Source organism: Roseomonas genomospecies 6 (assembly GCF_008365375.1).
Taxonomy (GTDB): Bacteria; Pseudomonadota; Alphaproteobacteria; order Azospirillales; family Azospirillaceae; genus Azospirillum.
Map to the genome: position 1 here is coordinate 370,973 of NZ_QOKW01000002.1, position 14,089 is coordinate 385,061.

The 14,089-nt window shown below is 68.1% G+C and carries 14 protein-coding genes; 5 read left to right on the forward strand and 9 right to left on the reverse strand.

The features are described 5' to 3' along the window. Window positions 1-4: 4 nt before the first annotated feature. From DS843_RS04185 to flgB, 7 genes are all read right to left on the reverse strand, one after another. Window positions 5-2,530 carry a hybrid sensor histidine kinase/response regulator gene (locus DS843_RS04185; RefSeq protein WP_149467636.1) on the reverse strand — a complete coding sequence of 842 codons (2,526 nt, stop codon included), beginning with the start codon at window positions 2,528-2,530 and terminating at the stop codon, window positions 5-7. Window positions 2,531-2,696: 166 nt separating this feature from the next. Continuing rightward, on the reverse strand, window positions 2,697-3,773 hold the full coding sequence (gene flhB, locus DS843_RS04190) for a flagellar biosynthesis protein FlhB (RefSeq protein ID WP_149467637.1): 1,077 nt from the start codon (window positions 3,771-3,773) through the stop codon (window positions 2,697-2,699). Window positions 3,774-3,788: 15 nt separating this feature from the next. Further along, complete coding sequence (fliR, locus tag DS843_RS04195; RefSeq protein ID WP_149467638.1) at window positions 3,789-4,559, reverse strand: flagellar biosynthetic protein FliR; 771 nt, start codon at window positions 4,557-4,559, stop codon at window positions 3,789-3,791. Further along, on the reverse strand, window positions 4,556-4,876 hold the full coding sequence (locus DS843_RS04200; protein ID WP_149467639.1) for a flagellar biosynthetic protein FliQ: 321 nt from the start codon (window positions 4,874-4,876) through the stop codon (window positions 4,556-4,558). The genes fliR and DS843_RS04200 overlap by 4 nt, the downstream gene beginning before the upstream one ends. A 60-nt stretch (window positions 4,877-4,936) precedes the next feature. After that, entirely contained in the window at window positions 4,937-5,236 is a 300-nt protein-coding gene (gene fliE / locus DS843_RS04205) for a flagellar hook-basal body complex protein FliE (protein ID WP_149467640.1), read from the reverse strand. A gap of 35 nt (window positions 5,237-5,271) precedes the next feature. Continuing rightward, the gene (gene flgC, locus DS843_RS04210) at window positions 5,272-5,682 is read right to left on the reverse strand and encodes a flagellar basal body rod protein FlgC (protein ID WP_149467641.1); all 411 of its coding nucleotides are present in this window, start codon (window positions 5,680-5,682) and stop codon (window positions 5,272-5,274) included. 62 nt (window positions 5,683-5,744) lie between these two features. Beyond that, the gene (gene flgB / locus DS843_RS04215) at window positions 5,745-6,152 is read right to left on the reverse strand and encodes a flagellar basal body rod protein FlgB (protein ID WP_149467642.1); all 408 of its coding nucleotides are present in this window, start codon (window positions 6,150-6,152) and stop codon (window positions 5,745-5,747) included. 225 nt (window positions 6,153-6,377) lie between these two features. Between flgB and DS843_RS04220 the strand changes: the two genes are divergently transcribed. From DS843_RS04220 to DS843_RS04240, 5 genes are all read left to right on the forward strand, one after another. Then, entirely contained in the window at window positions 6,378-6,707 is a 330-nt protein-coding gene (locus tag DS843_RS04220; protein ID WP_149467643.1) for an EscU/YscU/HrcU family type III secretion system export apparatus switch protein, read from the forward strand. Further along, a complete protein-coding gene (locus DS843_RS04225; protein WP_149467644.1) occupies window positions 6,704-7,078 on the forward strand; it encodes a hypothetical protein in 375 nt (124 codons plus the stop codon). Before DS843_RS04220 ends, DS843_RS04225 begins: the two co-directional genes overlap by 4 nt. Before the next feature lie 17 nt (window positions 7,079-7,095). After that, window positions 7,096-7,449 (forward strand): FliO/MopB family protein, encoded by a 354-nt coding sequence (locus DS843_RS04230; RefSeq protein WP_149467645.1) that lies wholly within the window; start codon window positions 7,096-7,098, stop codon window positions 7,447-7,449. Further along, entirely contained in the window at window positions 7,446-8,222 is a 777-nt protein-coding gene (gene fliP, locus DS843_RS04235) for a flagellar type III secretion system pore protein FliP (protein WP_167525193.1), read from the forward strand. Before DS843_RS04230 ends, fliP begins: the two co-directional genes overlap by 4 nt. 222 nt (window positions 8,223-8,444) lie before the next feature. Further along, the gene (locus tag DS843_RS04240) at window positions 8,445-10,343 is read left to right on the forward strand and encodes a potassium transporter Kup (protein ID WP_149467646.1); all 1,899 of its coding nucleotides are present in this window, start codon (window positions 8,445-8,447) and stop codon (window positions 10,341-10,343) included. A 66-nt stretch (window positions 10,344-10,409) separates the two neighbouring features. Here the strand turns inward: DS843_RS04240 and DS843_RS04245 are convergent, their stop codons facing one another. Then, window positions 10,410-10,595, reverse strand: a complete 186-nt coding sequence (locus DS843_RS04245; protein WP_145688619.1) for a hypothetical protein — start codon at window positions 10,593-10,595, stop codon at window positions 10,410-10,412. 78 nt (window positions 10,596-10,673) lie between these two features. Beyond that, window positions 10,674-14,087 carry a tetratricopeptide repeat protein gene (locus DS843_RS04250; RefSeq protein ID WP_286191923.1) on the reverse strand — a complete coding sequence of 1,138 codons (3,414 nt, stop codon included), beginning with the start codon at window positions 14,085-14,087 and terminating at the stop codon, window positions 10,674-10,676. Between the last annotated feature and the right edge of the window lie 2 nt (window positions 14,088-14,089).

Below are 14,089 nucleotides of genomic sequence, written 5' to 3' on the forward strand. Positions count from 1 at the left end.
CCCGTCACTTCCCGTCCCGGATGACCTCCTTCACCTTGGAGGCAAGCTGCTTCAGGGAGAAGGGCTTGGGCAGGAAATGGGCGACCTCCACCCCGTCGATCTCGCCCAGACGGTCCTCGGCGTAGCCGGAAATGAAGATCACCCGCATCTCCGGGCGCATCTGCCGGACGTGGCGGGCCAGGGTCGGGCCGTCCATCTGGGGCATCACCACGTCGGTGATGAGCAGGTCGATGCGGCTGCCGTCCGTGCCGATCTGCTGCAACGCCGCCTCGCCGTTCTTGGCCTCCAGCACCTGATAGCCCTTGTTGCGCAGCGCCCGGGCGGAGAAGACGCGCACGGCGTCCTCGTCCTCCACCAGCATGATGGTGCCGGAACCGGTCAGGTCGCTGCCGCGCCGCTCGCGCGGCTCGCCCTGGTCGGGGCGGGCCTCGCCCTTGTGGCGGGGCAGCAGGATGGTGAAGGTCGTCCCCTCCCCCTTCTCCGATTCGACCAGGACGAAGCCACCGGTCTGCCGGACGATTCCATAGACGGTGGACAGCCCCAGCCCGGTGCCGGACCCCACCCCCTTGGTCGTGAAGAAGGGCTCGAAGATGCGCTGGAGGTTCTCCTTGGGAATGCCGCAGCCGGTGTCGATCACCTCGATGGACACATAGTCGCCGGGGGGAATGGTTTCATGCTCGCGGCGCAGCGCCTGCTCGACCACATGGTTGGACGTGACGATGGTCAGCCGCCCGCCGCCGGCCATGGCGTCGCGCGCGTTGACCACGAGGTTGATGATGACCTGCTCCAACTGGTTCTGGTCGACCTTGACGTAGCCGATGTCCCGGCCATGCAGCATCTTCAGTTCGATGTTCTCGCCGATCAGGCGGCGCATCAGATTGCCCAGCTCCGCCAGCACGTCGGTCACGCTCAGCACGCGCGGCTGGAGCGTCTGCTGGCGCGAGAAGGCCAGAAGCTGCCGCACGAGGTTGGCCGCGCGGTTGGCGTTCTGCTTGATCTGCATGATGTCGCTGAAGGACTGGTCGCCCGGCTTGTGCCGCAGCAGCAGCAGGTCGCAGAAGCCGATCATCGCGGTCAGCAGGTTGTTGAAGTCGTGGGCCACGCCGCCGGCCAACTGGCCGACCGCCTGCATCTTCTGCGACTGGGCGAACTGGGCCTCCAGCCCCTTGCGCTCGGTCATGTCGATGAAATGCAGGATCAGCCCCGCCGCACCTTCCGGCCCCACCCCGCCCAGCCGCCGTGCGTAGAGCTGGGCCACCAGTTCCCGCCCGCCGGTCAGCCGCACCTCCAGCGGGGCGGCGGGGTCGGAGCCTCCCTGAACGGCGGTCAGCCGCTCCGTCACCATGGCGCGCTCCGCCGGGACGATCAGGTCGGCCATGGTGCGCCCGATGACGTTGCCGGCCTCGCTGCCGATCAGCGCCAGGAAGGCCTGATTGCATTCCGCCAGCCGCCCGCCCTCGTCCACCAGGGCGATGCCGATGGGCGCGTCCTCGAAGAAGCGCTGGAAACGCTGTTCGGACAGGCGCAGGGCCTCCTGCCACTCGCGCTCCGGCGTCAGGTCGCGCACGACGGAGCGAGTGTGCACCGTCCGCCCGTCTTCGCCCGTCACCACGCTCTGCGCCACATAGGCCTGGAAGCGCCGTCCCTGTAGCCCGCGCATGGCGATCTCGCCGCGCTGCTCGATCCCGCCGCCCTCCATCAGGTCGTACGGGGCGGTGCCGGAAGGCGGGTTGGTCAGCACGTCGTGCAGGCGGCGCCCGCCCTCCACCAGATCCTCCGGCGCGCAACCCAGCCACTTCGCCAAAGTCGCGTTCACGAACTGGAAATGCCCGTCCTGGTCCACCGAGAAGAAGCCGACCGGCGCATGATCCATGAAGTCCACGAGCTGGGTCTGCTCGCGCCGGGTCACCTGCTCCAACTCGCGCCGCGCGGTGATGTCCTCGACGCGCCACAGCACCGCACCGGCGTGCCCGTCGATGGGCTGCCCCTGGATGCGGCGCCATTCGGCGGCGCGCCCCTGCTGGCGAACCGCCAGCTCGATGGAGCCGGAATAGCCGCCCTTCACCCGCTCGCACAGGCGTCGGAAGGCGTCGGCGCTGTCCGGATCGTCGGCGAACTGGCGCTCCAGGGCGTGCAGGGGCGGCTCCCCCTCGCTCCAGCCGGTCAGCGAGCGGAAGGTGCCGTTGACGAAGACCACCCGCCCGGCCGCGTCGCAGACGAGCTGGCCGGACGGCAGCCCCTCCAGTGCGCTGCCCAGCAAGGCCCCGACGCGGGCGACCCGCCGACGCGCGCGGACCATGCGGATCGCCACCGCAAGAGCCCCCGCCCCGGCGGTGGTCAGCCCCCCCCAGGCCAGCGGATCGTGGTCCAGAAGCACCCCGGCCCCCGCCGCCGCCAAGCCGGCCAGAAGAAGAATCGCCAGCGCCCCCGTGGCGAACACGCCGCCGGACCGTTCGCCCGCCCCCGCGACACTTTCGGTGCGGCGTCCGGCGGGGGTGCTGTCGGCAAAGGAAGAGGTCGTGTCGTCCACCGGAACTCCAGGTCAGCCGTTCGCCGCAATGAAAGGTCCGGGAACGGTCCTCATGCCGGCGGCGCCTTCAGGCGCCGCCGGCATGCCCCTCTCAATCAATGCTAACGCATTGATCTGCCGGGCTTGACGGTTGGAAAATAATGGAGGTGGCCATTTTCCAACCGTATCAGTTCCGCGCCGTGCGTCCTTTCAGCTTGAAGACATAGGTAATGACTTCCGCCACGGCGCGATAGTGCTCGGACGGAACCTCCTCGTCGATATCGCATGCGGCATAGAGCGCACGGGCGAGGGGAGGATTCTCCATCACGGGCACCCCGTTTTCCTCAGCGATCTCGCGGATCTTGAAGGCGACGGCGTCGGCGCCCTTCGCCACCACCATCGGGGCGCCCATGGTCTTGGCGTCGTACTTCAGCGCGACGGCGAAGTGGGTCGGGTTGGTCACCACCACATCGGCGCCGGGCACCGCGGCCATCATGCGCTTGCGCGCCCGTTCGAACCGCAATTGGCGGATGCGGCCCTTCACATGGGGGTCGCCTTCGGCCTGCTTGTGCTCGTCCTTCACCTCCTGCTTGGTCATGCGCATCTTCTTGTCGAAGCTGTGGCGCTGCCAGAACAGGTCGGCCCCGGCGATGAGCGTCAGAATCGCCAGAACCCCGGCCAGCAGCCGGAAGGTCAGACTGTCCATCTCGCGCAGGAGCATCATCATGTCGATGCCGATGTAATGCCCGATGGTCAGCATCATCGGCTGAAGCGCCAGATAGGCCACGACGCCGACCACCGCGACCTTCGCCAGGCTCTTCAGGAGATCGACGCCCTTCTGGGCGCTGAACAAGTTCTTGATGCCCGCGATCGGGTCCAGCTTGCTGAATTTCGGGACGATCAGTTCCCAGGAAACGTTGTAGCCCTTCTGCCCGATGGTCCCCAGCACGCCGGCGATCAGCAGCAGGACGATGGGCAGCCACAACGCCCACAGAATGATCTTCATCACCCGCATCAGCAGGGCGCCCACGCCGCCCTGGTCCATGGGGATTTGGTCCAGGTTCTCGAAGAAAAAATTCAGGCGCGGCACCATGCCCATCAGGGTGCCGGGCAGGGTCGTGATCAGAATCACCAGCGCCGCGGCGACCATCAGCCAGTTGCCGATTTCCTGGGTCATCGCGTACTGGCCCTGTTTATGGGCCTCGTCGAGCTTCTTTTGCGTCGGATCTTCTGTTTTGGATGATTCATCCGCGTCTTCGGACACCGGAACTCTCCCCGCTCAGCCCGGTCTCAGGAAATCGACGAAGGCGGCCTCGAAATGGGTCAGCCAGAACATCATCATCGCGGCCAGGGTCAGGGCGAACATGAACAGACCCAGAGCGACCTGCAGCGAGGTGAAGAGAAAGAACACCTGGATTTGCGGCGCCAGCTTGCTCAGCAGCCCCAGCGCCAGCGCGAACAGCATGCCGGAGATCAGGAAGGGCGCCGACATCTGCACGCCCAGCATGAAGGACTTGCCGACCAGTTGCCCGACCACGTTCGCCATGTCGTCGATGGGGATCGGCGCTCCCGGCGCGAAGGTGGAATAGCTGTCCACCACCGCCATGATGAGCAGATGGTGCAGGTTCGTGATGAAGATCAGCAGCAGCCCCAGCCATCCCAGCAGAGCGCCGGGCAACGATCCCTGCGAGGCCATGGCCGGGTTGAACATCTGGGCGTTCGACAGGCCCGACTGAAGCGCGATGATCGTCCCGGCCACCTCCAGCGCGCCCATCAGCAGGCGCGCGACGGTCCCCATGAAGATGCCGACCACCATCTCGCCGAGAAGCAGCATGAACAGGCGGAACACGTTGTCGGGGATCGGCGGCATGCGGTCGCCCAGCACCGGCGCCACCAGCACGCTGACCGCCACGGAGAACAGAAGCCGCGTGCGGGTGGAAACGAAGGCGTCTCCGATGGTCGGCATCACGCTGAAGGCGGTGCCGACGCGGGCGAACACCAGCAGCCAGACGAAGATCTGGTCGCCCAGAAACTGCTGGAGCAGGTTCATCCGCCGCCGCCGGGCAGGTTCCCGGCGTTGGGCACGCTGACGGCGCCCGTGCCGATGGCGACGATGCGGTCGGCGACCTCGTGCTCGAAGAAAGACCGCAACTCGCCCAGCATGAAGGGCATCAGCAGAATCGACAGGCCGAAGACCAGCAGCACCTTCGGCACCATGGCCAGCGTCTGTTCGCTGATCTGCGTCACCGCCTGGAACACCGAGATGACCGTGCCGAGAACCATCATGGCCACCAGCACCGGCGCCATCACGAACACCAGCGTGACGATGGAGGTGCGGCAAATCTCGATGACGTCGGTTTCGCTCATGGCAGTACGCTCAGGGCATGGTCGTTCAGAACACGGGCGCTCAAAATTCGGGCGCTGCCGTCAGATCGGCATGCGCAGGATTTCCTGATAGGCCGACAGCACCTTGTCGCGCACGGCGGTGACGGTCTGAAGCGTCACCTCGGCGTTGGTCACGGCCTGGACGACGTCGGTCAGGTCGGCCTGCCCGACGGCGGCCTTGGCGGTCATGGTCTCGCCCTGCTTCAGGTCGCCGATGACCTCCTTGGCGGTCTGCTCCAGAACGTCGCCGAAGCTGACTCCGTTGCGCGGGGCCATGCCTGGCCCGGTCGTGTTGAAGGCCGTGTTGGCATAGGCCGCGGCGGCGTTGATCGGGTTGACCATGGGTCGAATGTCCTTCCTTTGGAATGTCCGCCGCGTCAGGTGCGAAGGATGTCGATGGTGCGCATCAGCATCTGGCGCGCGCTGTCCACCGCCGAGAGGTTGGCCTCGTAGGAGCGTTGCGCCTCGCGCATGTCCATCGCCTCGACCACCGAGTTGACGTTGGGAAGCAGCACATAGCCGTCGGCGTCGGCGGACGGGTGCGAGGGGTCGTAGCGCCGCTCGAAATCCTTCTTGTCCACATCGACCTTGGCGACGCGGACGAGATCGACGCCCATCTGCCGGTCCAGCGTGTTCTGGAACATCACGACCTTGCGCCGATAGGGCAGATCGCCCGGCGTTTCCGCCGTGGTGTTCGCGTTCGCCAGATTTTCCGCGATGGTCTTCAGGCGGGTTCCCTGCGCCTTCATGCCGGACGCGGACACCGCCATCGACTTGTAGAGATCCATGCCCCGCCTCCTTCGCTCCGAACCGCGCCTTCCCCGCCCCGCCGCCTTCCGGCGGCCGCTCCTCAGCCGCCGCCGCTGCGGATCGCGGTGCGGATCAGGTTGACCTGCTTCTTGTAGAGGTTCGTGATCGTCTGATAGTCCATGCCGATCTGCCCCTGCTTCAGCATCTGCTCTTCAAGGACCACGTTGTTGCCGTCCGGCGCCGTCTCGTAGGGGTTGCGCTGGCGCTGCTCCTGGTTCAGCCCGCCGGCCCCGCGCGTTCCCGGAAGGTGGGAGGCGGCGGTCGCGGTGGGCTGAAGGCGGCGGCTGTCGGACAAGGCGTCGCGGAAGGTGAAGGGCTTCATGTCCCGGCCCTTGTAATCCGGCGTGTCGGCGTTCGCGATGTTCTGCGCGACGACGTTCTGGCGTTCGGTCAGCCAGCCCATCTTGCGCGACATCAGTTTGAAAAGGCCGAGATTTTCGAGATTCATGGCCGGGTTCCGGTCTGGTGGCCTGCCGTCCGGACGCGCGAGAGGGCGCGTCGAAGCGGGCGGGATGCATCACAGCGTCCCAATCTTCCGCCGTTTCAGTTAATCAAAGGTGAATCCGCCCCGCGCCTTCGCTTCGGCACCCGGCGTCGACGATGGACTTCACGCTTCGTTAAGCATGTTCCGCCAGGATACGCCCATCTGTACAGGCCATCCGGCAGGAGCCCCTTGTCCGAGCCGTCTCCGAATCATCGCCCTCTTCCCAACCGGCCCGTCGCGGTCGCGTTGAAGTATGAGTTGGGCGGCCAGTCCCTGCCCCGCGTGGTCGCCACCGGCAAGGGCCATGTGGCCGAACAGATTCTTGAGCTGGCCTTCGCCAACGGCGTGAAGGTGCGCGAGGACGCGGACCTCGTCCAGATCCTGTCGGCGGTGGACATCGACACCGAAATCCCCATCGAAGCCATCGCCGCCGTGGCCGAGATCCTCGCCTACGTCTACCGCGCCAACGGAACGCTGCCGCCATCCGCAAGCGAACCCGACTCCGGAGGGGCTCCGTGACCGGCGCCTCCGCACTCCGCCGGGACATCCAGGCGCTGGCCGCCGCGCTGGAGGAGACCCGCGCCCAGGTGGAGGCCGGCCTGACGGCGGACCTGACCGGGCTCGACACCCGCGTGGCAGCCTTGTGCGCCGAGGCGGAGGCCGCCCGCGGCGACGCGGACCTGTCCGCCGACCTGGAAAGGCTGCTGCCCGCGCTGGACGCCGTCGCCGCGGCGCTGACCCGCCAGAACGAGACGCTGGCCGCCGCCGCCGAAGGGCGGCACGATCCCCACACCGCGCGCCGGCGCGCCAGCGCCGCCTATGGGCGCGGCGGCCTTCCGCAAGACCCGCTGCCCGGCCCGCCGCCCGGCCCGCCGACAAAGCCGACCTGACAGAGCAGACCTGATTCATGGGCCTCGACCAGTACATCCAATTCGTTCTCGCCCTTCTGTTCGTCATCGCGCTGATCGTGCTGGTGGCCTGGGTGATGCGCCGCATCGGTTTCGGCGGCATGACCGCCACGGCGGGCCGCCAGCGCCGGCTGGGGGTCGTCGAAGTGCTTCCGCTCGACGGCAAGCGCCGGCTGGTGCTGGTCCGCCGCGACGACCGCGAGCATCTTCTGCTGCTGAGCGCCTTCGGCGACCAGGTGGTCGATCAGGCACCGCGCGGCGGCTTCCAGGGCGCGCTGGCCGAGGCTTCCGCCCCGCCGAACTCCCCCTTGGCGCCCCGCCCGGCGGAGCCGTCTCCGGGAGAGCGGCCATGAATTCAGGGAAAGGGAGCGCGGGGAAGCGCCTCGCGCTGGCCGGCCTTCTGGCCCTGTCGATCGGGGTCGCCGGAGGGTTGGCCGCCGGACCGGCGCTGGCGCAGAGCATGACCTTCGACCTGGGCGACGCCGGGGGTTCGACCACCGGGCGCATCGTGCAGATGGTCGCGCTCATCACGGTGCTGTCGCTGGCGCCATCGATCCTCATCATGATGACGGCCTTCACGCGCATCGTGATCGTTCTGTCCTTCCTCCGGTCGGCTCTGGGCATCCAGCAGGTGCCGCCGAACACGGTGCTGATGTCGCTGGCGGTCTTCCTGACCTTCTTCGTCATGGCGCCGGTGTTCGAGCGGTCCTACAACCAGGGCATCCAGCCGCTGATCAACCAGGACATCGACGAGACGGAGGCGTTCCGCCGCACGGTTGCGCCCCTGCGCGAGTTCATGCTGAAGCACACCGGCGAAAAGGACCTGCGCCTGTTCATGGACATGGCGCGCATCGAGAACGTCGCCGACCCGGAGCAGACCCCGCTGCACGTCCTGGTTCCGGCCTTCATGATCTCCGAGATCAAGCGGGCCTTCGAGATCGGGTTCCTGCTGTTCCTGCCTTTCCTGATCATCGACATGGTGGTGTCGTCGATCCTGATGTCCATGGGCATGATGATGCTGCCGCCGACCATGGTGGCGATTCCGTTCAAGATCATCTTCTTCGTTCTGGTGGACGGCTGGTACCTGATCGCCGGTTCGCTGGCCCGCAGCTTCGGCACGTTGTAGGCCTTTCTTCGCGCGCTTTCCGTGGGTTGGCACCGGTCGGCGGCACAGATCGTCGCAGGTGCAGGGGCCTGCGGACGCGCGCATCGGGTTCCGCTAGTATCGGGTCAGGGAAGAGCGTAAGAGGATCGGCCCGCGCGAGCGCCGCCGACCGGCGCCACACCCGCAGCTTGTGGCTTTCTCGTCCCCCGCTCGGACTCCCAACGGACCCCCGTCACGTCCCACATGTCAGACACGACCCTGAAAGCCGCGGCACCCGACAAGGGCAGGCTGGCCGCGCTCACCCTCGGTGCGCTTGGCGTCGTTTACGGCGACATCGGCACCAGCCCGCTCTACACGCTGCGCGAATGCTTCTCGCCGGAGCATGGGCTCGCCCTGACGCCGGCGAACATCCTCGGCATCATGTCCATGGTCTTCTGGGCGCTGGTGCTGGTGGTCACGGTGAAGTACGTGCTGTTCGTCATGCGGGCGGACAACAAGGGCGAAGGCGGCATCCTGGCCCTGCTCGCGCTGGCGACCAACAGCCGGCCCGACTCCACCGGGCGGCTGTCCGGCCTGATGGCGATGGGCCTGTTCGGCGCCGCCCTGTTCTACGGCGACGGCATGATCACCCCAGCCATCTCCGTCCTCTCCGCCGTGGAAGGGCTGGAGGTGGCGCAGCCCGCGCTGGAGCGGGTCGTCGTGCCGGTGACCGTCGGCATCCTCATCGCCCTCTTCGCGATCCAGAGCCGCGGCACCGAGAAGGTCGGGCGGCTGTTCGGTCCGATCATGGTCGCGTGGTTCGCCACGCTGGGCCTGCTGGGCCTGATCGAGCTGGTGAAGGAGCCGCAGATCCTGGCGGCGCTCGACCCGCGCCACGCCGTGCATTTCTTCGCATCGAACGGCTGGATCGGCTTCCTGGTGCTGGGCGCCGTCGTCCTGGCCGTCACCGGGGGCGAGGCGCTGTACGCCGACATGGGGCATTTCGGCCGGCGCCCCATCAAGGTGGCGTGGCTGACGGTGGTCCTGCCGGCGCTGCTGCTGAACTATCTCGGCCAGTGCGCGCTGCTGCTGAGCGATCCCACGGCGGTTCGCAGCCCCTTCTATCTTCTGGTGCCGGATTGGGGCCTCTACCCCATGGTCCTGCTCTCCACCTGCGCGGCGGTGATCGCCAGCCAGGCGGTGATTTCCGGCGTCTTCTCCCTGACGCGGCAGGCGGTGCAGCTCGGACTGTGCCCGCGGCTGGACATCCGCCACACCTCGCAGGAGGAAGGCGGGCAGATCTACATCCCGCGCGCCAACTGGGGCCTGCTGTTCGCGGTCATCGGTCTGGTCGTCTGGTTCGAATCCTCCAGCCGTCTGGCGACCGCCTACGGCATCGCGGTGACCGGCGACATGGTCATCACCACCATCCTGGCGCTGGTCGTGGCGCACCGCCGCTGGAGCTGGAGCGTGCCGCTCTGTCTGGCGGTGGGCGCGCTGTTCCTCAGCGTCGATCTGGCGCTGTTCCTCGCCAACGCGGTGAAGATCCCGCACGGCGGCTGGGTGCCGCTGGTGATCGCCGCGGTGACGCTGGGGCTGATGTCCACCTGGCGCCGAGGCCGGGCCGTTCTGAACCGCCGTCTGGCCGAGGACTCCCTGCCGTTGGACGGCTTCGTCAAGCGGCACGCCAAATCCTCCGAGATCCAGCGGGTGAAGGGCACGGCGATCTTCCTCACATCCAGCGCCGACACGGTGCCCATCGCCCTGCTGCACAACCTGAAGCACAATCAGGTGATGCACGAGCGCATCGTCTTCCTGACCGTCGTCGTCGAGGACGTGCCCCGCGTTCCCGCCAAGGAGCGCGTCGTCCTGGAAGGGCTGGCCGACGGTTTCTACCGCCTGACGGTCCGCTATGGCTTCTCGCAGGAGCCGAACATCCCCAAGGCGCTGCGGCTGTGCAAGGCGTTCGGGTTGGAGTTCGACGTGATGACGACCTCCTTCTTCCTGGGCCGGGAGACGCTGATCCCCCGCATCAACCCGCAGATGGCCCAGTGGCGGGAGAAGCTGTTCGTCGTGATGTCCCGCACCGCGGTCAGCGCCACCGACTTCTTCAAGATCCCGCCAAACCGCGTGGTCGAGCTGGGCACCCAGGTTCAGCTCTGAGCCCGACCGTCATGGCAACGAAAAAGCCCCTTTCCGATGGAAAGGGGCTTTTTCATGAAAAGAAGATCAGGCCGCGGGCTTGCGCGGCGGGTTGACCGGGGCCATGAGAGCGGAGAAACGCTGATCCATGGACTGCAGCCACATCAGCATGATGGACATCTGCCCCTTCAGCTCGCGGATGTCGCCTTGGGTCGCGTGCTGCATGTCGATCAACTGGTCGAGCTTCGACAGGATTTCCGATTCGCGATCCATCGATTCCCCTGCAAGCGCATGCATTCCGATGCAAAACCCTACCACGTCCTCGCGCGCCGGTCGATTCCGGAGGCGGCGCTAATTGATCGCCGCGCTCTGCTTCCCACGGTAGTTCTTCAGGAACTTCTGGAACACGTCCACCTCCGCGACGCGGGAGCGGACGGTGTTGACGTCGATCAGGCCCAGCGCCTGCTCGGGACGGGTCAGCACGCGGAAGGCGTCGGCGTCGGGGCCGTTGGTCATGGCCGAGCCGAACTCCTTGCGCAGCAGGTTCAGGTTCGTCCCGTCCCCGGCCAGCGCCAGCGCCACGGCGCGGTTCAGCACGAGTTGCGAGGTCGCCGGGGTGATCGGCTGGGCCGGTGGCGGCGGCGGACCGATCAGCTTGTTCAGCGCGAAGGCCGCGGCCTCCCATTTCTGCGCCCGCCACGCGATGTCCACCCGCAGCGAGTTGGCCGGCTTGCCGTCGTCCTCGGACAGCAGCAGAAGCGCCTCGTCCCCGCGGCCCATCTCGGCCAGCGCCTTGGCCTGCATCAGCCGGCGCTCGCCGACGAGGTCCGCCGGGAGGTTCGGCACGTTCGACAGTTCCAGCGCGCGCAGAGCCTCCTCCGGCTTGTTGTCGAGCAGGCGGACGGACGCGAGCCGGGTGCCGACGCGCGCCTTGTCCTCGCCGGACAGGCGGTATTCCACCTGATGCTGCAACAGGTCGGAGGCGCGGTTCAGCAGGTCCACGGAGATCAGCCTTTCAGCGAGCTGCCGGATCACCTCGTCGCCCGCCTCTCCGACCGGGGTCAGTTCGCGGAACTGGTCGTAGAGCTGGAGCGCGTCGATGGTCGGCAGCTTCTGCGCCCCGTCCTTGTAGAGGTCGGCGAAGATGCGCGACATCTCGCGGGTGATCTCCTCCGCCCGCGGCGTCTCGGCGACCAGGGCCGCGGTGTCCTTCATGGCGTTGAAGCCGTCGGCATACTGTCCGGCGGCGATCAGCACCTCGCCCATGCGCTGGCGGATCTGCATCTCCAGCTCGTCGCCGCGCCAGGTGAAGGTCAGTCCGGCGAGCTGCTCCGCCGCCGCGGGCGGCGACATGCGGCCCTCCGCCAGTTGCAGGTTCACCAGAGCCAGCCCGGCCTTGGCCCGGTAATAGCGGTCGAGGCTGTTGTAGGCGGCGTTCAACTGCTCCAGCGCCCGCTCCGGCTCGTTGGCCTGGGCGTAGTAGAGGCCGCGGAGATACTGGACGTCGGGCCGCTCCTCCGCATCCGTGCCGCCGCGTTCGGCGATGCGGTCCAGTAGCCGCTTGGCGAAGGGCGCGTCGCCGGTTCGCAGCGCGGCCTCGGCGGCGCGGGTCGCCAGCTTGGTCAGGATCGGGTCGGGGTAGGAGTTCAGGATCGGCGCCGCCGCCTTGAACCCGGTCTGGGCCGCCGGCCAGTCGTTGCGGTCCGCCGCGATGGCGGCGCGCCACAGCGCGGCCTCCCCATTGTTGGCGAGGTTCGGATGGGCGAAGTCCTCCGCCGCCGCGTCGAGATTGCCGGCCAGGAAGCGCGCGGCCCCGCGCAGGGCGCGGAACTCCGGCCAGCCTTCCAGGTCGGGCTGGCTTTCCTGCAACACCTCCATCATGCCGATGGCCTCCTGCCCGAAGCCGTTCGCCAAATAGAAGCGGGCGAGGTCGAGCTGGGCGCGGGGACGCTCGGAATCCGGCGCGTTGACGACGCCGAGCTGAAGGTTCTGCCGCGCCTCGGTGTAGTGGTCGAGGTCGCCCTTCTTCCAGGCGGGCAGGTCGAACAAGCGCCGCCCGGCGGGCACCGGCTTCGGGTCGGTGGGGGGCGTCAGCGTGTTGGAGGCGCCGCCGGGGGCGGGCTTCGGCGGCAGCGCGGCCGTCTGGGCCTGAGCCGCCGGGCGGTTGCCCGCGTCGGCCATGGGCGACAGGTGCAGGCCGCCCGCGGCGGTCAGCTCCACCCCTTCCTTCACCGGGCGGACGGTGACGGCATCGGCGATGGGCCGCACGACGATGCCCTGGTAGCTGGGCAGCAGTTCCAGATCGGCGTAGCGGTGCGACTCGGGGATGGCGTTTCCGGGAACCGGCAGCGGGACGATCTGGAGACGGTCGCCGACGTCGGGGTCCGAGAGCGTCACCACGGTCGCCGCGTCCGCAGCCCGCACGACGAGCCGCGCCCCCAGAAGAAAGTCGGGTTCCGGGTCGATCTTCAATTCGAAGGGCGGCGTGCCGCTCAGGCGGCTGGTCGGCGTGATCCGCCAGTTCGTTCCCTGCCGTTCGATCTTTGGCCAGACCAGCGGCCCGATCCTGGTGCGGAAGGCGCTTCCCCCGGTGGCCGGCACCGGCTCGATCGCGCCGACCGTCGCGGCCCCGCCGCCGATGGCTTTTCCGGCGCCGATGGGCAGAGGCTTGTCGAACACGATGTAGAGATGGCCGGCGCGCGGATAGACGGCGATGGACGCCGGGCCGCCCGCATCGAAGACCAGTGTCGGCCCCTGCGGTTCGGCCTTCGCGGGGTCCGGCTTGGCAGGGTCGAGCTTGGCGGGATCAACCTTCACAGCCTCCGGCTTCGCGGGCGTGGCGGCGGCAACGGCCTCCTTCGGCGGAGGAGGGGCCGGGGCCGGCTTGGCGGCGGTTGGAGCAGGGGCCGCGGCGGCGGGTGCAGGCGGGGCGGGCTGCGGACGCACCGTGGTCGTCGTGGCGCCGGGCGGCGGGGACGCCGCCGGATCGCTGGCCGCCGCGTTCACCGGAAGACCGGCGCGCGTGCCGGGATTCAGCACCTCGATCACCACGGAACGGCCCGACTTCCCGTCCTTCACCTCCGCGTCCTGCGGCACGGCGAAGGTGACGGCCAGAGCGCCGTTGGCCTGCCGGAACTGCTCCACATTCTGGATGTTGCGCAGATTCGCCTTGGCCGCCGGCGCCAGATCGGCGGTGCCGTTGCGGTCGAACAGAAGCGTGGCCGACGCGCCGTCGCGGCGCAGCGTGTAATCGACTCCCTCCGGCCAGGTGAAGGACAGGCGGCTCTGCTGCGGCGTGTCGTCGGCGCTGACCGTCACCCGCCCCGCGGAACGCGCGGCGGCAGCGGCAGGGGCAGCGGCGGCAGGGGCTGAAGTCTCCACCTTGGCGCCGCGGGCTGCCGGAGGGTCGGCGGCGGGGGTCAGGTCCAGCGCCACGGCGTTGCCGTTGCGGAAGCTCTTCAAGGTCACCGGACGCTTCAGGTCGAAGGTCACGGTCTTGCCATCGCCCCCGATCCTCACCCCGGACAGATAATCGGGCAGCGCCGACACCGTCCGGTCCAGAGCGGCGTTGATCGGCTCGTCGAAGCGGACGACCAGCGTGTTGCCCTCCACCGACGCGCTGTAGCCGGTCTGGCGCGGCCAGTCGAAAACCATGCGCCCGAAGGTCTTGTGGGTGGCGGCGCGCACCGGGACGTCGACGGCCCACGCCGGCACGGCGACAAGCAGGGCCGGCATGGCGACGAGCAGGGCCGTGGCGGCCACCATGC

What these genes read in the sequence shown, in the direction of transcription:
- flgC (WP_149467641.1), bottom strand. Translation starts at nt 5,682, where the DNA reads ATGGATCTCTACAAGTCGATGGCGGTGTCCGCGTCCGGCATGAAGGCG.
- flgB (WP_149467642.1), bottom strand. Translation starts at nt 6,152, where the DNA reads ATGAATCTCGAAAATCTCGGCCTTTTCAAACTGATGTCGCGCAAGATG.
- DS843_RS04245 (WP_145688619.1), bottom strand. Translation starts at nt 10,595, where the DNA reads ATGGATCGCGAATCGGAAATCCTGTCGAAGCTCGACCAGTTGATCGAC.
- fliP (WP_167525193.1), top strand. Translation starts at nt 7,446, where the DNA reads ATGAATTCAGGGAAAGGGAGCGCGGGGAAGCGCCTCGCGCTGGCCGGC.
- DS843_RS04240 (WP_149467646.1), top strand. Translation starts at nt 8,445, where the DNA reads ATGTCAGACACGACCCTGAAAGCCGCGGCACCCGACAAGGGCAGGCTG.
- fliE (WP_149467640.1), bottom strand. Translation starts at nt 5,236, where the DNA reads ATGGTCAACCCGATCAACGCCGCCGCGGCCTATGCCAACACGGCCTTC.
- DS843_RS04200 (WP_149467639.1), bottom strand. Translation starts at nt 4,876, where the DNA reads ATGAGCGAAACCGACGTCATCGAGATTTGCCGCACCTCCATCGTCACG.
- DS843_RS04230 (WP_149467645.1), top strand. Translation starts at nt 7,096, where the DNA reads ATGGGCCTCGACCAGTACATCCAATTCGTTCTCGCCCTTCTGTTCGTC.
- fliR (WP_149467638.1), bottom strand. Translation starts at nt 4,559, where the DNA reads ATGAACCTGCTCCAGCAGTTTCTGGGCGACCAGATCTTCGTCTGGCTG.
- DS843_RS04250 (WP_286191923.1), bottom strand. Translation starts at nt 14,087, where the DNA reads ATGGTGGCCGCCACGGCCCTGCTCGTCGCCATGCCGGCCCTGCTTGTC.